This window comes from Pseudomonas sp. 3-2, from assembly GCF_019710535.1.
GTDB classification, from domain to species: Bacteria; Pseudomonadota; Gammaproteobacteria; order Pseudomonadales; family Pseudomonadaceae; genus Aquipseudomonas; species Aquipseudomonas pharyngis.
In genome coordinates this window covers 437,353-461,934 of sequence record NZ_CP081200.1, presented here as the reverse complement: position 1 = coordinate 461,934, position 24,582 = coordinate 437,353, and the positions used below count along the sequence as shown (strand labels likewise).

Annotated in this window: 21 protein-coding genes; 7 read left to right on the top strand and 14 right to left on the bottom strand. The window is 58.4% G+C overall.

Annotation, left to right across the window (positions count from 1 at the left end):
• The first annotated feature begins 93 nt into the window (after positions 1-93).
• Positions 94-798: a 7-cyano-7-deazaguanine synthase QueC gene (gene queC, locus K3819_RS02075; protein WP_221398536.1), complete on the top strand. Its 705-nt coding sequence runs from the start codon at positions 94-96 to the stop codon at positions 796-798.
• A 52-nt stretch (positions 799-850) separates the two neighbouring features.
• On the opposite strand, the gene K3819_RS02070 is transcribed toward queC, so the two are convergent.
• Positions 851-1,729 carry a queuosine precursor transporter gene (locus tag K3819_RS02070; protein WP_221398535.1) on the bottom strand — a complete coding sequence of 293 codons (879 nt, stop codon included), beginning with the start codon at positions 1,727-1,729 and terminating at the stop codon, positions 851-853.
• Positions 1,713-2,315 (bottom strand): helix-turn-helix domain-containing protein, encoded by a 603-nt coding sequence (locus K3819_RS02065; RefSeq protein WP_221398534.1) that lies wholly within the window; start codon positions 2,313-2,315, stop codon positions 1,713-1,715. The genes K3819_RS02070 and K3819_RS02065 overlap by 17 nt, the downstream gene beginning before the upstream one ends.
• Positions 2,316-2,655: 340 nt before the next feature.
• Here K3819_RS02065 and K3819_RS02060 point away from each other — a divergent pair, with 340 nt between their 5' ends.
• The 3 genes from K3819_RS02060 (at position 2,656) to K3819_RS02055 (ending at position 4,350) form a co-directional block, all read left to right on the top strand.
• A complete protein-coding gene (locus K3819_RS02060) occupies positions 2,656-2,985 on the top strand; it encodes a DUF6124 family protein (protein WP_221398533.1) in 330 nt (109 codons plus the stop codon).
• A gap of 73 nt (positions 2,986-3,058) precedes the next feature.
• The gene (locus K3819_RS29340) at positions 3,059-3,313 is read left to right on the top strand and encodes a hypothetical protein (protein WP_108559205.1); all 255 of its coding nucleotides are present in this window, start codon (positions 3,059-3,061) and stop codon (positions 3,311-3,313) included.
• Between the two features lie 599 nt (positions 3,314-3,912).
• On the top strand, positions 3,913-4,350 hold the full coding sequence (locus tag K3819_RS02055) for an excinuclease (RefSeq protein ID WP_221398532.1): 438 nt from the start codon (positions 3,913-3,915) through the stop codon (positions 4,348-4,350).
• Here K3819_RS02055 and K3819_RS02050 read toward each other — a convergent pair whose 3' ends face one another.
• Positions 4,351-5,247 carry a LysR family transcriptional regulator gene (locus K3819_RS02050; protein ID WP_039766450.1) on the bottom strand — a complete coding sequence of 299 codons (897 nt, stop codon included), beginning with the start codon at positions 5,245-5,247 and terminating at the stop codon, positions 4,351-4,353.
• A gap of 118 nt (positions 5,248-5,365) precedes the next feature.
• Between K3819_RS02050 and K3819_RS02045 the strand changes: the two genes are divergently transcribed.
• The 3 genes from K3819_RS02045 (at position 5,366) to K3819_RS02035 (ending at position 8,630) form a co-directional block, all read left to right on the top strand.
• Positions 5,366-6,643: an MFS transporter gene (locus tag K3819_RS02045; protein ID WP_085611129.1), complete on the top strand. Its 1,278-nt coding sequence runs from the start codon at positions 5,366-5,368 to the stop codon at positions 6,641-6,643.
• Positions 6,644-6,720: 77 nt separating this feature from the next.
• Complete coding sequence (locus K3819_RS02040) at positions 6,721-7,989, top strand: AAA family ATPase (protein WP_221398531.1); 1,269 nt, start codon at positions 6,721-6,723, stop codon at positions 7,987-7,989.
• A complete protein-coding gene (locus K3819_RS02035) occupies positions 7,986-8,630 on the top strand; it encodes a retron system putative HNH endonuclease (RefSeq protein WP_085611131.1) in 645 nt (214 codons plus the stop codon). The genes K3819_RS02040 and K3819_RS02035 overlap by 4 nt, the downstream gene beginning before the upstream one ends.
• Positions 8,631-8,701: 71 nt before the next feature.
• Here K3819_RS02035 and hemE read toward each other — a convergent pair whose 3' ends face one another.
• The 11 genes from hemE to K3819_RS01980 all read right to left on the bottom strand — a co-directional run bounded on the left by hemE (position 8,702) and on the right by K3819_RS01980 (position 24,539).
• On the bottom strand, positions 8,702-9,769 hold the full coding sequence (gene hemE, locus K3819_RS02030; RefSeq protein WP_007968321.1) for a uroporphyrinogen decarboxylase: 1,068 nt from the start codon (positions 9,767-9,769) through the stop codon (positions 8,702-8,704).
• 269 nt (positions 9,770-10,038) lie between these two features.
• A complete protein-coding gene (locus tag K3819_RS02025) occupies positions 10,039-11,457 on the bottom strand; it encodes an FAD-dependent oxidoreductase (protein WP_007909438.1) in 1,419 nt (472 codons plus the stop codon).
• Positions 11,458-11,490: 33 nt separating this feature from the next.
• Positions 11,491-15,936 carry a glutamate synthase large subunit gene (gene gltB / locus K3819_RS02020; protein WP_221398530.1) on the bottom strand — a complete coding sequence of 1,482 codons (4,446 nt, stop codon included), beginning with the start codon at positions 15,934-15,936 and terminating at the stop codon, positions 11,491-11,493.
• A 350-nt stretch (positions 15,937-16,286) separates the two neighbouring features.
• The gene (locus K3819_RS02015) at positions 16,287-17,888 is read right to left on the bottom strand and encodes an AAA family ATPase (RefSeq protein ID WP_221398529.1); all 1,602 of its coding nucleotides are present in this window, start codon (positions 17,886-17,888) and stop codon (positions 16,287-16,289) included.
• A gap of 10 nt (positions 17,889-17,898) precedes the next feature.
• Complete coding sequence (gene aroB, locus K3819_RS02010; RefSeq protein ID WP_011332082.1) at positions 17,899-18,999, bottom strand: 3-dehydroquinate synthase; 1,101 nt, start codon at positions 18,997-18,999, stop codon at positions 17,899-17,901.
• Between the two features lie 152 nt (positions 19,000-19,151).
• Complete coding sequence (gene aroK / locus K3819_RS02005) at positions 19,152-19,670, bottom strand: shikimate kinase AroK (RefSeq protein ID WP_011332081.1); 519 nt, start codon at positions 19,668-19,670, stop codon at positions 19,152-19,154.
• 4 nt (positions 19,671-19,674) lie between these two features.
• Positions 19,675-21,753, bottom strand: coding sequence for a type IV pilus secretin PilQ (gene pilQ / locus K3819_RS02000; RefSeq protein ID WP_221398528.1), 2,079 nt, complete (start codon positions 21,751-21,753; stop codon positions 19,675-19,677).
• Positions 21,754-21,767: 14 nt separating this feature from the next.
• On the bottom strand, positions 21,768-22,292 hold the full coding sequence (locus K3819_RS01995) for a pilus assembly protein PilP (RefSeq protein ID WP_039766425.1): 525 nt from the start codon (positions 22,290-22,292) through the stop codon (positions 21,768-21,770).
• Positions 22,289-22,912 (bottom strand): type 4a pilus biogenesis protein PilO, encoded by a 624-nt coding sequence (pilO, locus tag K3819_RS01990; RefSeq protein ID WP_085611135.1) that lies wholly within the window; start codon positions 22,910-22,912, stop codon positions 22,289-22,291. The genes K3819_RS01995 and pilO overlap by 4 nt, the downstream gene beginning before the upstream one ends.
• Complete coding sequence (locus tag K3819_RS01985) at positions 22,909-23,475, bottom strand: PilN domain-containing protein (RefSeq protein WP_064592903.1); 567 nt, start codon at positions 23,473-23,475, stop codon at positions 22,909-22,911. Before K3819_RS01985 ends, pilO begins: the two co-directional genes overlap by 4 nt.
• Entirely contained in the window at positions 23,475-24,539 is a 1,065-nt protein-coding gene (locus K3819_RS01980) for a pilus assembly protein PilM (protein WP_007952389.1), read from the bottom strand. Before K3819_RS01980 ends, K3819_RS01985 begins: the two co-directional genes overlap by 1 nt.
• Positions 24,540-24,582 lie beyond the last annotated feature (43 nt).

Below are 24,582 nucleotides of genomic sequence, written 5' to 3'. Positions count from 1 at the left end.
GTTTCTTTTCGGAAACGTCCCACATTCAGCGCATTTTCTACTCTGTAAGGTCAGTGGTGCCGCGATCAAGCGGCACACCTCAAGGACGAAAAAATGCGTAAAAAAGCGGTTATCGTTTTCAGCGGCGGTCAGGATTCAACCACCTGCTTGATCCATGCCTTGCCGAGGTACGACGAAATTCACTGTATTACGTTTGATTATGGCCAACGCCATCGCGCAGAAATCGACGTGGCACGTCGACTAGCGAAAGAGCTGGGTGTGACTGCGCACAGCGTGCTGGACGTGAAGGTACTCAACGACTTGACCGTCAGCAGCCTGACGCGTGCCAACATCCCCGTACCGTCCGCCAATTCATCCGGCAACGATTTGCCCAACACGTTCGTACCTGGAAGAAACATTCTGTTTTTAACGCTGGCGTCGGTTTATGCGTATCAAATTCGGGCTCAGACTGTGATTACAGGTGTCTGCGAAACAGATTTTTCTGGCTACCCGGATTGTCGTGATGATTTCGTTAAAACGCTAAATGAAGCTATCAACTTAGGCATGGAATATGAACTGCAGCTTGAAACGCCATTGATGTGGCTGACCAAGGCCGAAATCTGGGCGCTGGCCAACTATCATGGCCAACTCGATTTCGTTCGCGAACACACACTGTCTTGCTATAACGGAATAAAGGCTAGTGGCTGTGAGGAATGTGATGCTTGTAGCCTTCGCTCGAAGGGGCTAGACGACTTCCTGAAAAACAAGAAAAAATTCACAAACAGTTTGAGATATCGATTGAGCTTAAGCTTAAGCTAACTCCCCAAAGAACAGGAGGAGGAGCGTAATAACGCCCCTCCCCTGATGCCTATTACGCGACCTTACTCTCCGCAACAAACCTTCTAAAAAGCGACCTTGCTCCGTACGCGGGAAAAACATTGAAAAATGCAAAAAACATCTTGATGGTGATTTGCACCATCACGATTGACAATATTTCATCACTCTCCAGCACACCATAAAAAGCTATAAAGCAAAAAAGTACACTATCGATCAATACTGCAAAAAACGTACTAAAAAAAACACGCAAAAAGAGATACCTGGAGTTTGTCAACTGCTTAATTTTGCACAAGAGGTATGAATTAATATATTCGGAAAACAGAAACGAAACCGATGAGGCCAACAACACCGAGGAAACATGCGATACCACCTCACCATAAGGTGCATCAAGTTTCCAATCCGGCACTCCCGGCATCATTTTCGCCGCGCTCAACAATAAAATAATCAGCGCATTGCTCAGAAATCCAAAAAAAATTGCCCTTCTTGCCAGCTTGAACCCATACAACTCATTCAGCATATCGACAACAAGAAAGGTCAGAGGATAGAGAAAAACTCCTGGAGTTAAAACGACGTCAAATTGCTCGATATATATCAGCTTCGTGGCACCAATATTCGAGAACACATACAACACCAAGAGCAACAGGTTTAATACAACGTAGACCATCCAGGATCGCTCATGCCGATCGGTCATATCATAGGCGGTCACGGCTGTACTCGTAGAATAATATTTCCTGTATATACTTTTGACTTCGGCTCTGCTGAGATTATCTATCAAATCACTTTTTATCAGCTCTGCCAATTTCAGCTTAATCAGCTTCCCGGTTGAGACAACCATTACTACAGCGAGCTTCTTATCCGGCTCAAACCCCAGCAGCTTATATTTGCTGCTTACAGCCTCAATATTTTCCGACATTAAACCTTTCCTCTATCAATTCCCCTATGACAAGTACATCAGCATCAAACTCCGAGTCGGCGACGATGGTGAGTTTTCTAGTACGCTTGTCATATACAAGCTTTTCACCCCTACTAATCGATACGCCTTTCCTAACTATCAGAAGGTCACCCACTTCATTGGCACCGACTATCTCACTCTCCAAAAGCACACCTATCAGATTACTCGCCGCTCCGAAGTAATAGGTCAAAGGGTGCGATATAGCCAATTCGCCAATCCTTTTCTCCAAACTCTGAAGCAACAAGCTTTCCTTGATGACCGGCACGGCGGCTGGATTCATATTCCCGTGCAAAGAAACAGTGGATTCAATTATCTCCCGCTCTTCAAAATCAACAGTTTCAATCTCTTTGTAAGACACCCCGAAAAAATCCGAGATCTTGCGGATTGTAGATTGCTGCACGTTAACTACTCTACCTTCCAGAATATTGTAGATGGTTGTCCTGGTTAACCCGCTGGAGTTACAAAGCGAAATTCTTGTCTCACCTCGGCTTTCTATCAGGTACTTAATATTCCTTTTTAGCTTTTCTGTCCTTTCTTTCTTATGCATTAAATATCTGCCAATCACTTGATAGGTTGAAACGCATCCACTACTCGTCGGAGCCATGCAGAACGCTGACATACGCGAATGAATTGTACATCCACAGCAGCATGTTTAATTCGACGTTGAATACCAAACATCATGCATAGGACAAATCCCACAACATTAAGAGAGCTTACTTACAGACACCTACAAAGAATCATTTAATTACACAAACGTTCAATTATATGATTAATAGAAACGAAATTATTAGTTATAAATACATTCATTATCCACGCACTTCGCCGAGCACCTATGAATAGCTTGAAATGGATATCGCTATTCACTAAAAATCAGAGGGAGTTCCGAAATGAAAAAAGTTGATTCCGACCACCCGCAATCCCTAGGCATACGTAATCCAGACACGCCCGACCAAACCCGAACTAATGTCCCCGTTACCTCCCGCCGCTCGCGTAAATCGGAGCCGGTCAGCCACATTTTCACGATCCTGCCGGATGTCGACACTGAGTCATTGCTTTGCCATGCATGCGAAAACCTCGCTTCGCTCAATGTCATGGCTACGAATCTCGCGGGCGAGGTGGAAGGGCCGCAGCGGAACGTAACGCTGGCTATTCAGCAGCTCACCGTACTGAGCGAGTTGCCGGTCAATCGCGTGCTGGACAATCTTGATCCGCCTTGAAAATGAGCCTGCAATTTCAGTAAACACTGATCACCGAATACTGGCGCCTTTTACCTAATGGAGTTCTTCTGTCATGGATCGATACAGACCTATCACCGGAATTGACTGCGAAATACCTTCACTGCTCATCGACACTGAAGCACCACTTGACGTACTTCACGAAATAGCCGTTTATCGCATACGCACAGCGACACAGTTTCTCGAAAACCTGGCGTTCAGTGAGGGCATTTACAGTGAGTTGGCGAAGGTATTGGTCACATCGTTGCGCGATGGCTGCGACTTGTTGGATGTGATCGGGCGCAGATTGCAGGATGAGGTTTCGGCTTAGGAGTTAATGCAATCAAACCTTCAGAAACGACGAAGGGCGCCTCGGCGCCCTTTCACAAACAGGTTGGCTTGTCATCGCCTGTCACCTGTCTGGCTCTGCGATGGCTGGATGCCCAGGATCCTCAGAGTCTCACAAAACACTTTGGGGAGAATTTTCGATTTCCAATCCGATGTTCCGATGCCAGGCGCGTACAACTGTCGCAACTGCCTGATTCAAGAATCTGAACTCCCCTTTTCCTTCCTCCAGACAAACTGCCATGTAGTACTCAATGTCTTCAACGGTTGTTAAGTAATCGGCAGAGTCCCAGTGCGAAAACTGTTCGATTTTGCTTCCTTATGTGCGGCCGAACGAAGTGAGAAAAATTAACGTTCATTGTAAAGTCCCGCCAGTCAGCGTTTTCCGAAAAACCTGTAGGCAATAACGCGAGATTTTGTAGTTCCCACTCCTTGGTTCAACACCTCTCAGAGTCAGTTTCTAAAATTCAGATGGGGATGATCGTCACGTTGCGTTAAACAAAGATCTGGCTAAGGTGAAGTACTACGTGGTCGAAGGGTGCGATTTCTCGTTTTAGAGGACCCACCCTGGCACAGGAGACAACCATGCAAGCGAAAGCCCTGATCACCGCCACCCTTTTCAGCCTGCTCCCCAGCGCCAGCCACGCCACCAATCTGATGTACATGCCGTTCGAAACCGTCGTGTCGGATGCGATGCGCGCCGGGCGGCTGGATGGCAGTGTGAAGTTTTATCTGGTCGGCAACGGGCCTCAAGGCACTCAGCGGTTGTTGCAGCGCGGAGTGATCAGTGACTTGAAGACCAACGGCTTCAACAAGAGCGATCACGACTCCTGCGAGTGGGTGTTGCAGTCGAATCTGATTGCGCTGCAAGCCGAGGCCAAGCGTGTCGGGGCGAATGCGGTGACCAATATCGTCAGCTACTACGACCAGCATGTGCGTAAGGATCTGAACACTTACGAATGTCGGGCCGGGGTGTTTGTGACGCGGGTGGCCTTGAAGGGTGATCTGGTGCGGCTGCCCTGATCAACCGGCTTCGACCTTGCGCGTGAGCAGTTCGACAAACGCCTTGGCCATCGGCGATTTCTGGTCCTTGCGCTGCACCAGCCACACCGCCGTCACGGCCTCGGGATCGAGCAGCGGTCGATAGACCACGCCGTCGATGCGCATCCGCTGATACGACGCCGGCATCACTGACACGCCCAGACCGGCTGCCACCAGCCCGATGATGGTCATGGCTTCGCCGGCCTCCTGGGCGAAGTGCGGACTGAACCCCGCATCGCGGGCCAGGCTGATCAGTTGCGAATACAGTCCGCTGCCGTAACTGCGCGGGAAGAACACGAACGGCTCAAGGGCCAGCGCCGAGAGGAACAGCCCCTCTTCAGAGCCCTGCGCCAGCGGATGTTTGGAGCTGAGCACGGCCACCAATGGCTCGCGCATGAGTTCGACCACGCTCAGCGAATCCGGCAGGCCCAGCGGTCGCATGATGCCGACCTCGATCGATTCGTCCACCAACGCGTCGGCCACCATGGTGCTGCTCATCTCCCGCAGGTTCAGATGCACCGCCGGGAAGCGTTGGCGGAAGGAAAAAATCGCTTGGGGAATGGTCGAGTTGAACGGCGCCGATGAGGTGAAGCCAATCTTCAGCTCCCCCAGTTCTCCAAGCTGCGCGCGGCGGGCCACGTCCGCCGCTTTATCGACCTGAGCCAGCACCAGCCGCGCTTCCTCCAGAAACAACCGCCCGGCCTCGCTGAGCTCGACCCGACGATTGGTACGCTCGAACAGTCGCGCGCCGACTTCCTGTTCCAGCGCCTGAATCTGCTGGCTCAGCGGTGGCTGGGAGATCCCCAGCACCTGTGCGGCGCGACCGAAGTGCAGTTCTTCGGCGACGGCGATGAAGTAGCGCAGATGACGCAATTCCATGAACACCCCATTAGGTCGTTAAAGCTATCAAACAGGTCGAACAATATATTGGATAGAAACATTAGCCAGCTATATGATTTTTTCATTGCCTGCCTGCCCGCGCCCTCCGAGGTCTGATGTGAAAACCGCCGTCGCTCCACTGGCCCATGAAGTTCCGCCCGCTGCGGCGGACGATGTACTGACCGAACTGCAAGAGATCTACATCGAGAAAGGTACGCCCGCGTTCATGCGCACGGTACTCGCGCTGTTCAGCGGCGGCTTCGCCACCTTCGCCCTGCTGTACTGCGTGCAGCCGATGATGCCGCTGCTGTCCCACGAATATTCGATCAACGCCGCGCAGAGCAGCCTGATCCTGTCGGTGGCCACCGGCATGCTGGCGTTCGGTCTGCTGATCACCGGCCCGATTTCCGATCGGGTCGGGCGCAAACCGGTGATGGTCGCCGCGCTGTTTGCCGCGGCGCTGTGCACCATCGCCAGTTCGATGATGCCGAGCTGGCATGGCGTGCTGATCATGCGTGCGCTAATCGGGCTGTCATTGAGTGGCCTGGCGGCGGTGGCCATGACTTACCTGAGCGAGGAAATCCATCCGCAGCACATCGGTCTGGCGATGGGTCTGTACATCGGCGGCAACGCGATTGGCGGTATGAGCGGGCGGTTGATCACCGGGGTGCTGATCGACTTCGTCAGCTGGCACACGGCAATGATGGTGATCGGCGGCCTGGCGTTGATCGCCGCAGCAGTGTTCTGGAAGATCCTGCCGGAGTCGCGCAACTTCCGCTCCCGCTCGCTGCATCCGCGTAGCCTGCTCGACGGCTTCACCATGCACTTTCGCGATGCCGGCCTGCCGCTGCTGTTCCTCGAAGCGTTCGTGCTGATGGGCGCGTTCGTCACCCTGTTCAACTACATCGGTTACCGCCTGCTGGCCGAGCCGTATCACATGGATCAAGTGTTCGTGGGGCTGTTGTCGGTGGTGTATCTGTCGGGCATCTACAGCTCGGCAAAAATCGGTTCGCTGGCCGACAAACTGGGCCGCCGCAAAGTGCTGTGGGCGACCATCGCCCTGATGTTCGCCGGCCTCGCCCTGACGATGTTCACACCGCTGCCGCTGGTGATCATCGGCATGCTGATCTTCACCTTCGGCTTCTTCGGCGCCCACTCGGTCGCCAGCAGCTGGATCGGCCGCCGGGCGCTCAAGGCCAAGGGCCAGGCGTCGTCGTTGTACCTGTTCAGCTATTACGCCGGGTCGAGCATCGCCGGGACAGCGGGCGGGGTGTTCTGGCACATGGCCGGGTGGAACGGGATTGGGCTGTTTATCGGCGCGCTGTTGCTGGTGGCACTGTTGGTGGCGTTGAAGCTGGCGAAGTTGCCGCCGCTGGGGGGTGGCGAAAAGGTTTAGCCACAACTGCGCCCTAGCGGTAATCACGGGCCAAGGTACACTGACGGCATTCACCTGCTTTGGTAAAGGAAGCCAGAATGCGCCTGGACCGTCTCCACATTCAGAATTTTCGTTGCTACGAAGATGCCACGTTCGACTTTCAGCCGGGATTCAATCTGGTGGTGGGAGTTAATGGGAGCGGGAAGACGTCGTTGTTGCAGGCGGTTGCCGTTTCGTTCATCGAACTTGGCAATGCTATGAAGCCAAGTCAGACCTCTATAAAAAATGAAGACATTCGTTTTGTCATAGATCGTTTTGAAAACAGAAGCCGCTTCGAGCGCAAGTTCCCATTACTGGTACATGGCATAGGCAGCTTCTTCGGAGCTACAGACTGGGTTCTGAAACGAGATGCAGAAGACTTGCCCCATCTTGTAGATTCAGTATTCGACGCAGAGATAGAAAAACTACAACAGAAAATAAATTTGGCCATTCAGGTCGATTTGCCTGTGCTTGCTTTCTACCGATCCAATCGCCGCTGGCAGGGGGTGGGAGTATCTGCTGAGTTCGCCGCAAAACAGCGCGTCTCGCGCTTCGATGCCTACGTTAACTGGTTCGATGCGGTTGCGGATCTCAGAGATTTTGAAAGCTGGTTAATCGGCAGAACGCTGGAGCGGATGCAGAACCTTCTTGACTCCAATACTCAGTCACTTGAGTTCGACGACGAACTTTACTGGGTAAACACTGCGATTGAGCGCGCTATACCCCACGCACAAAATTTGCGCTACGACCTCAGGCTGCAAAGCTTGTTAATCGACTTGGATGGAAAAACCATTCCTTTCAATGAGCTTAGCGACGGTCAACGCGGGATGATTGCGTTGTTCGCAGATATCGCCCGCCGCATGTGCATCCTCAACCCCCAAATGGGCAAAGACGTTTTGAAGAACACCTCCGGGGTGGTCATCATCGACGAACTGGACATCCACCTTCACCCGGCCTGGCAACGCAGCATCGTGCCATCGCTGAGACAGGCATTCCCCAAAGTCCAGTTCATCGCTGCAAGCCACTCCCCGCAAATCATCGGCAGCCTGAAACCTGAGGAAGTGATCGTGTTGCAGAACGGAGATCCGACTCATCCGCGGGTCACCTACGGTCTGGATTCCAGCAGCGTGCTTGAAGAGGTAATGGGCGTTACGCAGCGCGAACCAGAAATCGAAGATCTGCTGTCCGAGCTTTTTTCCACGTTGGAAGACAACGACCTCAAAAAGGCAAAATCACAACTTGAGGCGCTGAAAAAGAAAGCCCCCGACCTACCGGAATTCGCCGGCGCCGAAGCACTCATCAGGCGCAAGGAGATTCTCGGCAAATGAAGCGAGTGCTCAAAGGAACTGAACCAGCTTCATTTACAGATTGGAAAAACTCGGCGAACGACGAGTGGAGTCCAACTTACCCAACGCTACAAAACCCGCAAAAGCGGGATTTGCATAATGCTCTGCTTAAGGAGCAAGGCTTCTTCTGCTGTTATTGCGGCCGGGAAATAGATGCCTCGACCAGCCATATCGAGCACTTCAGACCACAAGAGCATTTTGAAGAGCTAGCGTTGGATTTTCACAACCTTCATGCCTCCTGCCTGCGAGAAACCAAACCCGGCAACCCGTTGCACTGCGGCCATAAGAAAGGCAACTGGTTCGACGAAAACCAACACATTTCTCCCACCGACGAGAATTGTGAACAGCGTTTCCGATATCTGCGAACCGGCGAAATCCAACCGAAAAACGCTGAAGACCCTCCTGCTGCCAAGATGATTGAAGTGCTGGCGTTAGACATCGCCTATCTCAAAAATCGACGTCAGGACACAATCCGCCGCCTCTTCGATGATGAGTTCGTCATGCACGTCAGCGAGGAAGAGCTTGAGCGGTTGGTGACGGCGATCAGAAATACCGCGATTCCCAATCAAAAACCCTTCGACCACATCATCGCCCGCTACGCCGAACAACTCCTCGGTCGCTAAACCCATCGCAAACAAAAACGCCCGGCATAAGCCGGGCGTTTTTGTTTTCTACTATTAGAGCTGAGCGCCGATTACTCGTGATACTGCGCCGACAACTCGTGCACCGCACGCAGGAACGCGCCAGCGTGCTCCGGATCGACTTCCGGCGTGATGCCGTGGCCGAGGTTGAACACGTGGCCGCTGCCTTTGCCGTAACTGGCGAGGATGCGCCCGACTTCGGTGCGGATCGCTTCCGGCTTGGCGTAGAGCACGGTCGGGTCCATGTTGCCTTGCAGCGCGACCTTGTCACCCACGCGGGCGCGGGCGTTGCCGATGTCGCAGGTCCAGTCCAGGCCCAGCGCATCAGCACCGGCCTCGGCGATGCTTTCCAGCCACAGGCCGCCGTTCTTGGTGAACAGGATCACCGGCACTTTGCGACCGTCGTGCTCGCGGATCAGGCCGCTGACGATTTTCTTCATGTAGGCCAGGGAGAACTCCTGATACGCCGCCGCCGACAGGTTGCCGCCCCAGGTATCGAAGATCTGCACCGCTTGCGCGCCGGCCTGGATCTGGCCGTTCAGGTACGAGGTCACCGACTGCGCCAGCTTGTCCAGCAGCAGGTGCATGGCTTGCGGGTTGTCGTAGAGCATCGCCTTGGTCTTGCGGAAGTCTTTCGACGAGCCGCCTTCGACCATGTACGTGGCGAGGGTCCACGGGCTGCCGGAGAAACCGATCAGCGGCACGCGGCCGTTCAGTTCGCGGCGGATGGTGCTGACCGCGTCCATCACGTAACCGAGGTCTTTGTGCGGATCGGGGATCGGCAGGGCTTCGATGTCGGCCAGGGTGCTGACGACTTTCTTGAAGCGCGGACCTTCACCGGTCTCGAAGTACAGGCCCTGGCCCATGGCATCGGGAATGGTGAGGATGTCGGAGAACAGGATCGCCGCGTCCAGTTGCGGATAGCGGTCCAGCGGTTGCAGCGTGACTTCGCAGGCGAATTCCGGATTCATGCACAGGCTCATGAAATCACCGGCCTGGGCTCGACTGGCGCGGTATTCCGGCAGGTAGCGGCCGGCCTGGCGCATCATCCACACAGGGGTGACGTCTACGGGTTGCTTGAGCAGGGCGCGGAGGAAACGGTCGTTCTTCAGGGCAGTCATGTCGGCATCCGGAAAAAAAGTGCGGGCATTTTCTCAGAGCGCGACGCAAAAGGCACGGATGCAGGTCAGCCTTTTGTCTATCGGGTCAATTTGTCGCAATGATTTGGCGGATTTCAGCAACACCCGGAAACCAATGTGGGAGCGGTCTTGCTCGCGAAAGCGGTGTGTCAGTCAATACATCAGGTAACTGATACAAAGCATTCGCGAGCAAGTCGAATCGTCGCACCGCCGCTCCCACATTTTTGATCGCATTTCAGGTTGAAATGTAATCAGACGCCCAGGTAATCCAGGATCCCTTCAGCCGCATTGCGGCCTTCGAAGATCGCCGTCACCACCAGGTCGGAACCGCGCACCATGTCGCCACCGGCGAAGATTTTCGGGTTGCTGGTCTGGTGCTTGTACTGACCTTGCTCGGGCGCAACGACGCGGCCCTGGCTGTCGGTCTGGATCTCGAACTGCTCGAACCACGGCGCCGGGCTTGGACGGAAACCGAAAGCGATGACCACGGCGTCGGCCGGGATGATCTCTTCGGAGCCCGGGATCGGCTCGGGGCTGCGACGGCCACGGGCGTCCGGCTCGCCGAGACGGGTCTCGACCACTTTCACGCCTTCGACCTTGTCCTCGCCAACGATGGCGATCGGCTGACGGTTGTAGAGGAATTTCACGCCTTCTTCCTTGGCGTTCTTCACCTCTTTGCGCGAGCCGGGCATGTTTGCTTCGTCACGACGATAGGCGCAGGTCACCGATTTGGCGCCCTGGCGGATCGACGTGCGGTTGCAGTCCATCGCCGTGTCGCCGCCGCCCAGCACCACGACCTTCTTGCCTTTCATGTCGACGAAATCTTCCGGCGACTTTTCAAAGCCCAGGTTGCGGTTGACGTTGGCGATCAGGAAATCCAGTGCGTCATAAACGCCCGGCAGATCCTCACCGGCAAAACCGCCCTTCATGTAGGTGTAGGTGCCCATGCCCATGAACACGGCATCGTATTCGGCGAGCAGTTGCTCCATGGTCACGTCCTTGCCGACCTCGGTGTTGAGGCGGAATTCGATGCCCATGCCGGTGAAGACTTCGCGGCGATTGCTCAGCACGGTCTTCTCGAGCTTGAACTCGGGGATGCCGAAGGTCAGCAGACCGCCGATTTCCGGGTTCTTGTCGAACACCACCGGCGTCACGCCGCCACGCACCAGCACGTCGGCACAACCCAGACCCGCCGGGCCCGCGCCGATGATCGCGACACGCTTGCCGGTCGGCTTGACCTTGGACATGTCCGGGCGCCAGCCCATGGCGAACGCAGTGTCGGTGATGTACTTCTCGACCGAACCGATGGTCACCGCGCCGAAGCCGTCGTTAAGGGTGCAGGCACCCTCGCACAAACGATCCTGCGGGCACACCCGGCCGCAGACTTCCGGCAGGGTGTTGGTCTGGTGCGACAGCTCGGCGGCCTGGAGGATGTTGCCCTCGGCCACCAGCTTCAGCCAGTTCGGAATGAAGTTGTGCACCGGGCACTTCCATTCGCAATACGGGTTGCCGCAACCCAGGCAGCGGTGGGCCTGGTCGGCCGACTGCTGGGGTTTGAACGGTTCGTAGATTTCCACGAACTCTTTCTTGCGTTGACGCAACAGTTTCTTCTTCGGATCCTTGCGCCCGACATCGATGAACTGGAAGTCGTTATTCAGACGTTCAGCCATTGTTAAAACCTCATCAAACTCTTCAGGCGCATATCACTGCGGGTTGGCACGGGTGCTGGAAAGCAACGACTTCAGGTTGGCAGCCTTCGGCTTGACCAACCAGAAACGGCGCAAGTAGTCATCGAGGTTCTCGGCGAGTTCACGACCCCACTCGCTGTCGGTTTCCGCGACGTACTCGTTCAGCACGTTCTGCAGGTGGCTGCGATAGGCTTCCATCGCCTCGCCGCTGATCCGCTGGATTTCCACCAGTTCGTGGTTGACCCGGTCAACGAAGGTGTTGTCCTGGTCGAGCACGTAGGCGAAACCGCCGGTCATGCCAGAGCCGAAGTTGTAACCGGTCTTGCCCAGAACGCAGACAAAACCACCGGTCATGTACTCACAGCAGTGATCGCCAGTGCCTTCCACAACCGTGTGGGCACCGGAGTTGCGCACGGCGAAACGCTCGCCTGCGGTGCCGGCGGCGAACAGCTTGCCGCCCGTGGCGCCGTACAGGCAGGTGTTGCCGATGATGGCGCTTTCCTGAGTCTTATAAACGCTGCCCTTCGGCGGCACGATGGTCAGCTTGCCACCGGTCATGCCTTTGCCGACGTAGTCGTTGGCGTCGCCTTCCAGGTACATGTTCAGACCGCCGGCGTTCCACACGCCGAAGCTCTGACCTGCAGTGCCCTTGAAGCGGAAGGTGATTGGCGCTTTCGCCATACCCTGGTTGCCATGCTTGCGCGCGATTTCGCCGGAGATCCGTGCGCCGATCGAACGGTCGCAGTTGCAGATATCCAGATCGAACTCGGCGCCGCTGAGGTCGTTGATCGCCGACGTCGCCATCTCGACCATTTTCTCGGCCAGCAGGCCCTGGTCGAACGGTGGGTTGCGCTCGACGCCGCAGAACTGAGGCTTGTCCGCCGGGATGTGATCGCTGCCCAGCAGCGGAGTCAGATCCAGGTGATGCTGCTTGGCGGTCTGGCCTTCGAGAATTTCCAGCAGATCGGTACGGCCGATCAGCTCTTCGAGGGAACGCACGCCCAGCTTGGCCAGCCACTCACGGGTTTCTTCGGCGACGTAGGTGAAGAAGTTCACCACCATGTCGACGGTGCCGATGTAGTGATCCTTGCGCAGCTTCTCGTTCTGAGTCGCGACGCCGGTGGCGCAGTTGTTCAGGTGGCAGATGCGCAGGTATTTGCAGCCCAGCGCGATCATCGGCGCAGTACCGAAGCCGAAGCTTTCGGCACCGAGGATCGCAGCCTTGATCACATCGAGGCCGGTTTTCAGGCCGCCGTCGGTCTGTACCCGAACCTTGCCGCGCAGGTCGTTGCCGCGCAGGGTCTGGTGGGTTTCGGCCAGGCCGAGTTCCCACGGAGCGCCAGCGTATTTGATCGAGGTCAGCGGCGATGCACCGGTACCGCCGTCGTAGCCGGAGATGGTGATCAAGTCCGCGTAGGCCTTGGCCACACCGGCAGCGATGGTGCCGACGCCCGCTTCAGCCACCAGTTTCACCGAGACCAGCGCCTTCGGGTTGACCTGTTTCAGGTCGAAGATCAGCTGCGACAAGTCTTCAATCGAATAGATGTCGTGGTGCGGTGGTGGCGAAATCAGGGTCACGCCCGGCACTGCGTAACGCAGCTTGGCGATCAGCCCGTTCACTTTGCCGCCCGGCAGTTGCCCGCCCTCGCCCGGCTTGGCGCCCTGGGCGACCTTGATCTGCAGCACTTCGGCGTTGACCAGGTATTCCGGGGTCACCCCGAAACGGCCGGTCGCGACCTGTTTGATTTTCGAGCTCTTGATGGTGCCGTAGCGCGCCGGGTCTTCGCCGCCTTCGCCGGAGTTGGAACGCGCACCGAGGCGGTTCATGGCTTCGGCCAGGGCTTCGTGGGCTTCCGGCGACAGCGCGCCCAGCGAGATACCGGCGGAGTCGAAGCGCTTGAGCACCGATTCCAGTGGTTCGATTTCACTGATGTCCAGCGGCGTGTCGAGGGTCTTGACCTTGAACAGGTCGCGGATCATCGACACCGGACGGTTGTCCACCAGCGAGGTGTATTCCTTGAATTTGGCGTAGTCGCCCTGCTGCACGGCGGCTTGCAGGGTGTTGACCACGTCCGGGTTGTACGCGTGATATTCGCCACCGTGGACAAACTTCAGCAGACCGCCCTGCTGGATCGGCTTGCGCGGACTCCAGGCTTCGGCGGCCAAGGCTTTCTGCTCGGCTTCGATGTCGACGAAACGCGCCCCCTTGATGCGGCTCGGCACGCCACGGAAGCTCAGCTCGCAAACTTCCTCGGACAGGCCGATGGCTTCGAACAGCTGCGCACCGCGGTACGAGGCGATGGTCGAGATGCCCATCTTCGACAGGATCTTCAACAGACCTTTTGTGATGCCTTTGCGGTAGTTCTTGAACACCTCGTAGAGGTCGCCCAGCACTTCACCGGTCCGGATCAGGTCGCCCAGCACTTCGTACGCCAGGAACGGATAGACCGCCGAGGCGCCGAAACCGATCAGCACCGCGAAGTGGTGCGGATCCCGTGCGGTGGCGGTCTCCACCAGGATGTTGGAGTCGCAGCGCAGGCCTTTTTCGGTCAGGCGGTGGTGCACCGCGCCGGTGGCCAGCGAGGCGTGGATCGGCAGCTTGCCCGGAGCGATATGACGGTCGCTCAGAACGATCTGGGTACGACCGGCACGCACGGCTTCTTCAGCCTGATCCGCGACGTTACGGATCGCCGCTTCGAGGCCGACGCTTTCGTCGTAGTTGAGGTCGATGATCTGCCGCTCGAAACCCGGACGGTCGAGGTTCATCAGCGAACGCCACTTGGCCGGGGAAATGACCGGCGAGCTGAGGATCACGCGCGAGGCGTGTTCCGGCGATTCCTGGAAGATGTTGCGCTCGGCACCGAGGCAGATTTCAAGCGACATCACGATCGCTTCACGCAGCGGGTCGATCGGCGGGTTGGTCACCTGGGCGAACTGCTGGCGGAAATAGTCGTACGGCGTGCGCACGCGCTGGGACAGCACGGCCATCGGCGTGTCGTCGCCCATCGAGCCGACGGCTTCATAGCCTTGCTCGCCAAGCGGACGCAGTACCTGATCGCGCTCTTCGAACGTGACCTGATACATCTTCATGTATTGCTTGAGCTGATCGACGTCGTAGAAAGCCGAACCGTGATCGTTGTCTTCCATGGTCGCCTGGATACGCAGGGCATTCTTGCGCAACCATTGCTTGTACGGATGACGGGATTTGAGACGGTTGTCGATCGCATCGGTGTCGAGGATCTGCCCGGTTTCGGTGTCCACGGCGAAGATCTGGCCCGGGCCGACACGGCCCTTGGCGAGCACGTCTTCAGGCTGGTAGTTCCAGACGCCGATTTCCGAAGCCAGGGTGATGAAACCGTTCTTGGTGGTGACCCAGCGCGCCGGGCGCAGACCGTTACGGTCGAGCAGGCACACCGCGTAGCGACCGTCGGTCATGACCACGCCGGCCGGGCCGTCCCACGGTTCCATGTGCATCGAGTTGTACTCGTAGAACGCACGCAGATCCGGATCCATGGTTTCGACGTTCTGCCACGCTGGCGGAATGATCATCCGCACGCCACGGAACAGGTCGATGCCGCCGGTGACCATCAGTTCGAGCATGTTGTCCATGCTCGAGGAATCGGAACCGACACGGTTGACCAGCGGGCCGAGTTCTTCCAGATCCATCAGATCGTTGGTGAACTTGGTCCGACGGGCCTGCGCCCAGTTGCGGTTGCCGGTGATGGTGTTGATCTCGCCGTTGTGGGCGAGGAAGCGGAATGGCTGAGCCAGCGGCCATTTCGGCAGGGTGTTGGTGGAGAAGCGCTGGTGGAACACGCAGATTGCGGTTTGCAGGCGCTGGTCACCCAGGTCCGGATAGAACGCGGCCAGGTCGGCCGGCATCATCAGGCCTTTATAGATGATGGTCTTGTGGGAAAAGCTGCAGATGTAGTGGTCGGTGTCGGCGGCATTGGCCACGGACGAGCGACGACGGGCGCTGAACAGCTTGACCGCCATGTCCTGATCGCTCAGGCCTTCGCCGCCGATGTACACCTGCTCGATCTGCGGCAGGCGCTCAAGGGCCAGGCGGCCGAGGACGCTGGTGTCGATCGGCACTTTGCGCCAGCCGATCAGTTGCAGGCCTTCGGCCAGGATCTCGCGGTTCATGTTCTCGCGAGCGGCTTCGGCCTTGGCCGGATCCTGATTGAAGAAGACCATGCCCACGGCATATTGCTTGGGCAGCTCGACGCTGAAGGCTTCCTGGGCAATGGCACGCAGGAAGGCGTCGGGTTTTTGAATCAGCAGACCGCAACCGTCACCGGTCTTGCCGTCGGCATTAATCCCACCGCGGTGGGTCATGCAGGTCAGGGCCTCGATGGCCGTTTGCAAAAGGGTATGACTGGGTTCGCCCTGCATATGGGCTATCAGGCCGAAACCGCAGTTATCCTTGAATTCATCTGGTTGGTACAGACCTGCTTTCATAGACACTTTCTCACCAGGCTGCCTCTTTTCGAGGCAAATTTCTTTTCAATTCAACCACTTGCATCTCGCGCCGAACGTACGCCGGCTTAGCGGGGGCAAAAGGGTGGTCATTGTACACAGCGACACAGAGGCTCACAAATTTGACGACGAAATGTCGCAAATTCATGTCGCATTTGTGAAAGGTTTAAAGCGATCTGCTGTGCTAGTCAAAACTTTTTTAATTTTGACCGCAACGACTCAAAGACTACTGTGACGCAGACACCACAAGGCACGCGGTCTGTAGAGACGGCGCGCACTTGTAGAGATTTTGAGGTGCTTGGAGAGGCGGCCTGGGTAAGGCCGCCGAATCTTCAGCGAGTTGTTGCCAGTTCCTGTTGGACGCTGGCGACAGTGCGAGGCCAAGGTTTACCAGCCTGAACCTTCGCTGGCAAGGCCTTGATGGCAGAAACGGCTGCATCACGATTGGCGAAGTTGCCGTAGGTGATCACGTAGAGAGGCTTGCCGTTGAGGACTTTCTTGAAATAACGGTACTCGCCGCCCTGCTCCTTGACGAAGTTTTGCGCGGTCGCTTCGGAGCTGGTGCCGAGGATCTGCACCACGTAGTTGCTGGTCGGCTGACCGGCGTACCAGCTGCCACCGGCGGCCTTGGCGACGGTGACCGGCTTCTCGGCAGGTTTGGCGGCGGCAACGGGCTTGGCAGGGACCGGAGCCGGTTTGGCCACTGGAGCGGCCGGAGCAGGCTTGGCGGTAGCGACCTGGGTCGGTGCCGGGGTCGGTTTGGCCGCCGGGGTCGGAACCGGAACCGGGGTCGGCGCAGGGCCGGCCTGAACGCCCGCGGGTGGCGCGGTAGTGGTCACGGTCGGTGGCGTGTTGCTGGAGCCTTCGACCGGCACGCCGTCGTCGCCTTCAGTGATGCCACCCGCGGCTTCAGCCAACGGGCCACGCATCACCGGTTGCGAGTTGCCGACCAGCGGTAGCGGCATCGGCTGGGTATTGCCGTTGAATTCGACGGACGGCGCGCCACCCGCCTGCGGTGTACCCTGGCCCAATGGCAGTTGCGCCTGCTCGTTGGCCGGCGCACCGGTGGTCGGTGCCTTGTTGCGACCCGGCATCAGCCAGGCGGCAGCGACCGCGACCACAACGACGGCGGAAATCGCCAATACGTGTTTCTTCGGCATGTTGAACCCCATACTTGGACGCTTGACCGCAGAGCGGCTGGCAATCATGACTTCGATCAGAGCATCGCGAGCGACCTGGTTGATATTGCCCGGCCAGCCCTCGGAGCTTTCGTGAATATCAGAGATCTGATCCGCGGTGAAAAGTTCGACACCCCGGCCCGCGCCTTCGAGCCGCTGGTCAAGATACTCGCGGGTTTCTTCTTCGGTGTACGGCTGCAGTTCGATGACGTGAAAGCGCTCTTCCTCAAGGTGCAAGGCCTCGAGCTGCGCGATCAGCGACGACTCACCGAACAGGAACACGTGCGGGCGACCTTCCGGCGCGCCGGCGCCCAGCGCCATCAGGGCTTCAAGGGCGGACTCGTCGAGCTGCTCGGCATCATCCACCAGCAGATAGACTTCCTGCCCCGTCAGCGCCAATTGAACGACCTGATCGAGGATCGCCCCGACCTCGGCCTGCGCCACGTCCAGCGCCTGGGCGATCTGGCGCAGCACACCGGCGGCATCGCCGGCGCCACGGGCGGAAACGACGACGCTCTGCACCGATTGCTTGTTGGTGCTGGCCACCAGCGCCTGACGCAGCAGGGTCTTGCCGCTGCCCTGCGGGCCAGTGACCACCAGCAGCAACTGACTGTAACGGGCCAGATGATGCAGTTGACCCAGCACCGGCTTGCGCTGGGCCGGGAAGAATTTGAAGCCCGGCACCCGCGGCGCGAAAGGGTCGTGACTTAACTGGAAATGGCCGAGGAACGCCTCGTCGGCATGCAAACTAGTCATCGGAATCTTATTAACCTTTAAGCTGAGCCAGAGCGCGGTAATCCGCTCCCAGCGTGGCCTGTAGAACCTCTTTCGGATAATCGTCGGTCACCACCGCTTCGCCCATCCGGCGCAGCAGCACCAGGCGCAAGCGACCGTCGATCACTTTTTTGTCAATTGCCATGTGTTCAAGAAAATCGGCTTCGGTCATCTCTTCCGGCGGGATCACCGGCAGACCGGCACGCTGGAACAGCCGGATGCCGCGATCACGCTCCTGCTCGCTGATCCAGCCCAGGCGCGCGGACATTTCCAGCGCCATCACGGTGCCGGCGGCGACCGCTTCGCCATGCAACCAGACACCATAGCCCATGTGGGTTTCGATGGCGTGGCCAAAGGTGTGGCCAAGATTGAGGGTGGCCCGTACGCCGGTTTCCTTCTCGTCGGCTCCGACCACCGCCGCCTTGGCGGCGCAGGAACGTTCGATGGCATAGGTCAGGGCCGTTTGATCCAGCGCACGCAGGGCATCGACGTTGTCTTCGAGCCAGGTCAGGAACGGCTCGTCACAGATCAGACCGTACTTGATGACTTCCGCCAGACCGGCCGACAGCTCGCGCGCCGGCAGGGTTTTCAGGGACGCGGTATCGATCAGCACCACATTCGGCTGATAGAACGCGCCGACCATGTTCTTGCCCAGCGGATGGTTGATCCCGGTCTTGCCGCCCACCGACGAATCGACCTGGGACAGCAGCGTGGTAGGGATCTGGATGAAATCGACGCCGCGCTGGTAGCAGGCGGCCGCGAAACCGGCCATGTCGCCGATCACGCCGCCACCGAGGGCGATCACTGTGGTGCGGCGGTCATGACGGGCGGTCAGCAGTCCGTCGAAAATCAACTGCAGGGTTTCCCAGTTCTTGAAGGCTTCGCCGTCGGGCAACACCACGGAAACCACTGAAAACTGCGCCAGGCTGCGGGTCAGACGCTCGAGATAGAGCGGCGCAACGGTCTCGTTGGAGATGATTGCCACCTGCCGCCCGTGGATATGCGGGGCCAGCAGCTCAGGCTGGTCCAGCAGTCCCTCGCCAATGTGAATCGGGTAGCTGCGCTCGCCTAGGTCGACCTTGAGTGTCTGCATGTGTCCCCACAGTGAAGATGGAAGCAGGCGTCCTGCCCTGAATTATTGGTTGTCTGCAGCCTGTAGCGGGTATGACGCCGCTCGCACGCCATCCGCCACAACCTCGGCGGGCTGTGACAGGACGCCGAGGATAGCGCATTTCGAGCGATGCTTTAACGGGGCGGAAGCTGCGCCAGGCGGTCGAGAATATCGAGTACGACCATGCGCGGTGGCCGCTCGTCGGTTTCCACCACCAGATCGGCGATTTCCCGGTAGAGCGGATCACGGATCGCCAGCAGATCGCGCAAGGTTTTCTCCGGATTGGCAGTGCGCAACAACGGCCGGTTGCGATCGCGAGAGGTGCGGCCGACTTGCTGTTCGACGGAGGCGTGCAGATACACCACCCGCCCGCCCTCGTGCAGGGCCTTGCGGTTGGCATCGCGCATCACCGCGCCGCCGCCGGTCGCCAGCACCACGCCGTCGAACGCGCACAGCTCGGCGATCATCGCCTGCTCACGGTCACGAAAGCCGGGCTCGCCTTCCTTGTCGAAGATCCACGGAATATTGGCGCCCGTACGCAGTTCAATTTCCTTGTCGGAATCCTTGAACGGCAGGCGCAGCTCTTTGGCCAGTAATCGGCCGATGGTGCTTTTTCCAGCCCCCATCGGTCCTACAAGAATCAAATTTCGCACAGAATCAACGACTCACAGCAATCGCCTGGTTATTCATGATACGCGGAGTGAGAAATACCAGCAGCTCGGATTTTTTCTCCGAAACCACATCACGCCGGAAAAGGCGGCCAAGATACGGCACATCGCCAAGAAATGGCACCTTATCTACGACCTTGCTCTGAGTATTTGAGAAAACGCCCCCGATCACGATGGTCTCGCCGTCGTTCACCAGCACCTTGGCGTTGACCTCGTTTTTCTTGATCGGCGGTACATCCTGCACTTTGTTCAGGTAGTCCGGTTCGTCCTTGGTGACCTTGACCTCCATGATGATGCGATTGTCCGGGGTGATCTGCGGCGTCACTTCCAGTGACAGCGAGGCCTCCTTGAAGGACACCGACGTAGCGCCGCTGGAGCTGGCTTCCTGGTACGGAATCTCGGTGCCCTTGAGGATCTTCGCGGTTTCCTTGTCGGAGGTGACCACCTTGGGCTGCGAGACGATTTCGCCGTTGCCGGTCTTCTCCATCGCGGTCAGCTCAAGGTCGAGCAAGACGTTATCGGTGATGAACGCGATGCCGATCCCGGACGTGTTGTTGACCGTGCCCATGTCGACGAACGGCGAGTTGGTGCTGGTGCTGCCCGGCGTGCCAATGGTGGTCGACGAACCGTTGCTGACCCCGGAAGTGTTCCAGTTGCCCTTGTTCTGAATCGAACCGCCCCAGCGCACGCCCAGACTCTTGTCGTAGTCGACGTTGGCCTCGACGATCCGTGCCTCGATCATCACCTGACGCACCGGAATATCCAGCTGCGCCACAATCCGCCGCAGCTCGTCGAGGCGATCCTGGGTCTGGTAGGCAATGATGTTGTTGGTGCGCTCATCGACGGTGATAGAACCCCGCTCGTCGACCTTCGCCTCGGCGCTGGTGACAGACTGGAACAGCTTGGCGATGTCGGCGGCTTTGGCGTAGTTCACTTGCAATAGCTCACGACGCAGCGGCGCCAGTTCGGCGATCTGTTTCTGCGATTCCAGTTCCTGCCGCTCGCGCGCAGCAATTTCATCCGCCGGCGCCACCAGCAACACGTTGCCGACCTTGCGCTTGTCCAGGCCTTTGGTCTTGAGCACCAGATCCAGCGCCTGATCCCACGGCACGTTCTGCAGGCGCAAGGTGATCCCGCCCTGCACCGTATCGCTGGCCACCAGATTGAGGTTGGTGAAGTCGGCGATCAGTTGCAGCACCGAACGGACATCGATGTCCTGGAAATTCAGCGAGAGCTTTTCGCCGTTATAGCTGTTGCGATCGGCGTTGCGTTTTTGCAGGTCATCGACGGTCATCGGCCGGATGCTGACGGTCAGCTTGTTGTCGGTCTGGTAAGTGGAATAGTCGAAAGTACCGCTGGGTTCGACGGTGATCGTCGCCCGATCACCGCTGACCCCGGCATTGACGAACTGCACCGGGGTGGCGAAGTCCTTGACGTCGAGGCGTACCCGCAGCGGTTCTGGCAATTGGGTACGGGCGAAATTGAGGATGATCTTGCCGTCGTGCTCCTGGATGTCCGGGGCGATAGCCGGGTCGGACAAGTCGATGACCACGTTGCCCTCGCCCGCCGTGCCACGCTGGAAATCCACGCCGCGAATGGCTCTGGCGGTCGGCGCAAACGTGCGGACCGGCGCTGCCGCCGGTGCTGCACGCGGGGCACGAGCCGCCGTACGTGGGGCAGCGGCTTTGCTGCCTTGCCCGACCACCACGAACACCGTATTGCCTTCGACCCGGGTGTCGTACGGCGCCAGTTGCGTCAGGCTGATGATCAGCCGCGTCCGGTTATTGGCCTCGACCACCGTGGCCGTGCGGGCATTGCCACTGCCCAGGTCACGGGTCTTGCTTGCCAACTGACTGGCGACCCCCGGCAGATCGAGTGCGATCCGTGCCGGCGAGTCGGTGGTGTAGCCCTTGGGCTGCGGGGGCGGGCCGTCGAACGACAGCTTCAGCTCGACCCGGTCCCCCGGCAGTGCCGCGACGTCCAGCGCCTTCAGATTGGCTGCCTGTACCATCGGCGAAAGCAGCGCTATCCATAGCGAAAAACCGAGGGTGGAGAAAATCCTGTTCATTGTTCGACTTCCACTTATGAATGCTCTTTCAAAGGAATGGTGCGCGGCCGCTCAAGCCAGGCGCCCTGGCCATCGGGAACGATTTCCACCACTTCGACCTGTGAAGCGCTGATGGCGACGATGCGCCCGTCGTTGCGCCCCAGATAGTCGCCGACCTTGAGCCGATGGACGCCGCCCGCGCCTCGCAGCAGGGCGAAGGAACCGGAGGCGTTGGCAATCGTGCCGACCATTTCAAACTGCTCGATGTTGAAGCCTTCGAGGTATTGCTTGACCCGGTTGGGATCGGGTTTCACGTCGCGCGAGCCGTGTTTCTGTCCGGCCAGATCGACCCGCAGCTGGCGCGAAAACGGACTGCGCAGATTGGCGGCGCTGTAGGTGAACGTCGGGTAGGAGCGGAAGGTCGGAGTCGGCTCGATCTTGCCCGGCGGACGCAGGCGCACTTCATTCATGTAGGCGTCGAGGTCGCTGAAGTCATCGCCGCCACAGCCACCGAGCACCAATAACAATGCCGACAGGGCGATAAAACGGATCGGGCTCATTTCTGCAGCCCCTTGTCGTTATAGCGGTAGGTCTTGGCGAGGATGCTCATGCGCAGCTTCGGCCCGCCTTCAGGATTGGCTGGCGCCAGCTCGAAATCGTGCAGGGTGACGATGCGGGGCAGCCCGGCCACGCCACTGACGAAGGTCGCGAGGTCGTGATAGGCCCCGGTCACGGTGATCTGGATGGGCAACTCGATGTAGAACTGCTGGGTAACCTCCGGCAGCAGTTTGATCTCTTCGAACTCAAGGCCGCTGCCCAGTCCGGTGCGGGTGATGTCTTCCAGCAACCCCGGCACTTCGGTGTCACTGGGCAGTTGTCGCAACAGCACGCCGAACGAGTTTTCCATCTCTTTCATCTGCTGGGTGTACAGCTCCAGATTGGCCGCCATGCGCGCCTTGCTCGCGAACTGCTCCTTGAGGGTGATTTCCTCCTCACGTTTGAGTTCGAGCTGGTTCTCCAGGTCACTGATGAAAAAGTTATAGCCAAGCGCCAGGACCAGCACCATCAACAGCCCGCCGGCCAGGCTTTTGACCACTGGCGGCCAAGAGCCGATGTTGCTGGTGTCGAGGTCGTTGAAATCGACATTGCGCAGGCTTTCCAGCCACTCGGACGGCTTCATTGGTCGTCCTCCTCGAGCCGGGGTCGAGTCTGGCGAACGGTCAGCTGAAAGACGTTGGCCTGATCCACTTGTCCGGCAGTGGTGGCTTTCACTTCATTGAGGTTGGGCGCATCGAACCAGTCGGAGGCGTCGAGATTGCGCATCAGGTCGGACACTCGATTGTTCGACTCCGCCGCGCCGCTGATCGAAAGGGTCTTGCCGACCATTTTCACGTCGGTGAAATACACCCCATCGGGCAAGGTGCGCGCCAGCTGATCGAAGATCCGCCCGCTGATCTGCCGGTTGCCCTGCAAGTCCTGGATGATGCGCATGCGCTCCACCAGTTGCTGGCGATGGGCCTTGAGGTCGCTGATCTGCTTGATCCTCTCGTCGACCACGGCGATCTGCTTGCCGATGTAGTCATTGCGCGCAACCTGCCGGGCAATGGCGCCGCTGATGATCTGATCAGCGATGAGCACCGCCCCCACCGAACCGACCACCACACCGATCAAGACCAGCAGGAAGCGTTTGCGCCGCTCCTCGCGACGCTCCTCGCGCCAGGGTAAAAGGTTGATCCGCGCCATCAGTCGAAACTCCTGAGCGCGAGCCCGCAGGCAATCATCAGGGCCGGCGCATCGCTCGCCAAAGCCCCGGCGTTGACCTTACTGCTCAAGGCCATGTCGGAAAACGGGTTGGCAACCTGGGTCGGGGTGTTCAGGCGCTCTTCGATCAGCCGGTCGAGGCCGGGCACCGACGCCGTGCCGCCGGCCAGCAGAATGTGGTCGACAGCGTTGTACTGGCCGGAGGCGAAAAAGAACTGCAGGGAGCGCGACACCTGCTGCACCAGCGCCTCGCGAAATGGCTGCAGCACCTCGCTGACGTAATCGTCCGGCAGGCCGCCCTGCTTCTTGGCAAGTCCCGCCTGTTCAAGGGTGAGGCCATAACGGCGCTGGATTTCCTCGGTCAGCTGTCGACCGCCGAACAGCTGTTCGCGGGTATAGATGATCCGGCCGTTGTGCAGGACGCTGAGGGTGGTCATGGTGGCACCGATGTCGACCACCGCCACCGTCAACCGATCCTGGGACGCGGCCAGTTGCGTGGCCAGCAGGCCGAACGAGCGCTCCAGCGCATACGCCTCTACATCTACCACCCGTGCGGTCAGCCCGGCGAGAGCGAGCGCCGCTTCGCGGACTTCGACGTTTTCCTTGCGACAGGCGGCCAGCAGTACGTTGACCCGCTCAGGGTTGCGCGGCGAAACGCCCTGGACTTCGAAGTCAATGGCGACCTCGTCCAGCGGGTAGGGAATGTATTGATCGGCCTCGATCTTGAGCTGGTTTTCCAGTTCATCGTCGGACAGCCCGGCGTCCATCTCGATGACCTTGGTGATCACCGCCGAGCCGGCCACGGCCACCGCCACGGTTTTCAACCCGGTACGCGCCTTGACCAGCACCCGGGACAGGGCCTGGCCGACGCCCTCGAGTTCGGCGATGTTCTTTTCGACCACGGCACTCGCCGGCAACGGCTCCACCGCATACGCCTCGACCCGGTAGCGTTCACCCTGACGGCTCAGCTCCAGCAGCTTCACCGACGTGGAGCTGATGTCGATCCCCAGTAACGTATTGGCCTTTTTATTGAAGAGTCCTAGCACTACCAATTCCCTATGACTTTCCGTGAGTTACGGACTCTGTAAT